General features: G+C 66.9%; 3 protein-coding genes. 2 read left to right on the plus strand and 1 reads right to left on the minus strand.

Going from position 1 to position 2,951, the window contains the following annotated elements; all coding sequences use genetic code 11:
- Positions 1-469 precede the first annotated feature (469 nt).
- Positions 470-1,342, plus strand: coding sequence for a cutinase family protein (locus A5740_RS23750; protein WP_076198172.1), 873 nt, complete (start codon positions 470-472; stop codon positions 1,340-1,342).
- On the opposite strand, the gene A5740_RS23755 is transcribed toward A5740_RS23750, so the two are convergent.
- Positions 1,343-1,789 carry a hypothetical protein gene (locus tag A5740_RS23755; RefSeq protein WP_076198174.1) on the minus strand — a complete coding sequence of 149 codons (447 nt, stop codon included), beginning with the start codon at positions 1,787-1,789 and terminating at the stop codon, positions 1,343-1,345. It lies immediately after the preceding gene.
- 118 nt (positions 1,790-1,907) lie between these two features.
- On the opposite strand from A5740_RS23755, the gene A5740_RS23760 reads away from it, so the two are divergent.
- Positions 1,908-2,951: hypothetical protein (locus A5740_RS23760; RefSeq protein WP_175616342.1), on the plus strand; the 1,044-nt coding region annotated here is incomplete at its 3' end.

The raw sequence follows: 2,951 nt of genomic DNA on the forward strand, positions 1-2,951 counted from the left end.
TCAGCGACTATCGCCACATGGGCACCACAGGCACCAATCATCACGCCGGCATTGATTACTTGCGCCACTTGAGCGCTCAAATACCTCATCCGTCACGAATTTTCCGTTGTCCAGCTATCAGCGACAGAGTCGCTCGCGAGTGGGCACGGGACAGCTGAGGTATATGAGTCTTCTGGTGTCTGAGGGGCAAAAATGGCGAGCGACAACGGGGTCATTGTGGTCCACGTTGCCCATGTGGCGATAGTCGCTGAGAAGTCGCGCATAGCCGGGCAACTCGGCACTCGGTTCCAGCCACCGACGCACCGAAAACCAGCGCGCCGCCGACACGCCACTCGGGGCCGATGTTTCTGAGAATTCTCTCTCGTTTGTGAGGGAACTCTATGCCTACGTATTTCAGCGGGCGCCCAATGCAGTGCTATGTCAGCATCAATTGGTGGTGAAATTCGGAAGTGCCGGTTTAGTAGCCGTCATGGCGGGGGCGGCTTCCGTGCTGAGCAATGTGACGATGCCGTCCGCTGACGCGGCACCGTGTCCGGATGCCGAGGTGGTCTTCGCCCGCGGCACCATGGAGCAACCCGGGGTGGGTACCACGGGTGAGTCGTTCGTTGATTCGTTGCGGGCCAACGTCGCTCCGAAGTCGGTGGAGGTGTACCCGGTCGATTACCCGGCCACCACGGACTTCCCGACGGCCGTGCAGGGCATCGCCGACGCGCGGGCGCACATCATGTCCACTGCAGCGGCTTGTCCCGACACCAAGATGGTGCTGGGTGGATTCTCGCAAGGCGCCGCGGTGATGGGTTTCGTCACGGCAGCCGTTGTGCCCGACGGGGTTTCACCGACAGATGTGCCGGCGCCCATGCCCGCGGAGATCGCCGACCACGTGTCCGCGGTCGCGTTGTTCGGGAAACCGTCGCCGCGATTCATGAAGGTACTCAACAACCCGTCGGTCATCGTCGGGCCGTATTACACGGCCAAGGCCATCGACTTGTGTGTCGACAACGATCTGGTGTGTGACCCGCAGGGGAGAAGTTTCGCCATCCACACGCAGTACACCGAAGAGGGGCTGGCGGACCAGGGGGCCGTGTTCGCGGCCAGCAAGCTGCGTGACGACTGGGCGCGGGAGGCGCAGGAGGCACCGGGCGCCCCGGAGGCCGAAGCGCCGGCTCCGCCGGCCACGCTGGTGGGCTCCGGCCCGTCCCAGCACGGTCCGGCGCTGCAACCTGCCCAGCACATGGGACCCGAACCCCAGACGCGACCGGGTCCGGTTCCACGTCCCGAAGCGCCCGCAGCGCCCGAAGCACCCGCGCCGACGAGCACGGCACCGGTCGCCCCGCTGGCGTGATCAGCTCATGTCGACGCCGAGGAGTTTGAGGCCTTCCGTGATGCGCAGATGTGCCTCGTCCATGGTGTCGCCCAGCTTCGTCAAACGGCTGGAACTGTTGGCCGGCGTCAACGTCATGCACTGGTCGGCCATTCGGCGGTAACCGTCGAAGCCGTCGCCCAGCGCCGTGTTGACCTCGACGTCCGGGCCGGGCAACACGCGGTTCTTGGCCGAGTCGATGTAGTCGCGCATGTCGCTGCAGGCGTTGTGCAGGTCGGTGTAGTTGGTCATGTGATCGGGCGTCACCATCGCATTGGCGATCGGCCCCAACTGGGTACCGAGCCCGGCCACCGCGTCCACCACCGCCTCGCGCCATTCGTCGGTCACCGGTGCCGCGGTGGGCGTGCCTGTCACGGCGCACCCGGCGAGCAGGGCGGCGGCGGCCGAGACGACGACGAGATACCTCATGTACAGCGAGCTTATGGGGTGCCGCCGTTTCATCGCGCGCCACGGCGCCTCCAAGAGTTTGCGCAGTGATCGCCGCAGCCACGTGTAAGCGCCGTCACACCGGTAACCTGAGTTACGAGTGACTAGAGCAGATCGGGGGATCGACATGGATCTCGTGCTCGGCCTCGCGATGACTTCGAGAGCCGTTCGATGGGTGCTCGTCGAAGGTACGACGGGCGAGGGGCGTGCCGTCGACCGTGGCGCCATCTCGTTCGAGGACGTCGCCACCTACGACCCCGACGGGCTGTTACGCGGTTTGGTCGACGACACCGAACTGGACGGGATGCACCGCATCCACGCGATCGGCGTCACGTGGACCAACGATGCGGCGCCGTTGGCCAGTCACATCATGCAATCACTGGATGCCCGCGGCTACGGAAACGTCTTCGCCGTCTCGGAGATCGAGGCGGCCGGCATGCTGGCCAGCGGCATCGCCGAGATCACCCGGCATGACGACATCGCGGTGTGCATCGTCGAACCTGACGCCGCCGTGGTGGCAATCGTGACCCCCGACGACGTGAGCGCTGACCGCATCGACCGGTCGGACACCTTCGTCGCCGACATCGCCGGGCTCCTGTCGCTCACTGGCCGGCCGATCCGCGGGATGTTCATCCTGGGCTCCGACGCGCGCGAGCCCATCGTCACCGAGCTGACCGAGTCCATCCCGACCGCGGTGATCACCTCGGCCGAATCCGACCTGGCGTTTGCCCGTGGCGCGGGGCTGGCCGCGGCGCTCGCGGTGAACACGCCCGCCACCACCCCGGTCAAGGCCGTACATGTGACCAAGGTGGGTGCGTTGGCCTCGGTCGTCGGTGGCGCGTTGGTGACGCTCGTCGTTGCGACCTCGGCGGCGATCGGGCTGCACCTGCACCCCGGCGCAGTGCAGGAAACCGCGCAGGCCGCCTCCGTCGGCGAGTCGGCGCCCGAAGCCGTTCCGGCGCCGAAACCCGCGCACAAGCCGGTGCAGAAGGCCGCCACCAAACCGGCTCCCGAGGCACCGCCGAAAGCTCCGGCCGCGCCACCGCCGGTCGAGGTCGCCGAAGCGCCGCCACACCAGCCGGCTGCTCCGGCAGCTCCGGCGCCCGAGCCGGCATATGTCCCGCCCGCCCCCGAGCCGGCAGCC

It is taken from the genome of Mycobacterium sp. GA-1841 (genome assembly GCF_001954135.1).
Lineage (GTDB): Bacteria > Actinomycetota > Actinomycetes > Mycobacteriales > Mycobacteriaceae > Mycobacterium.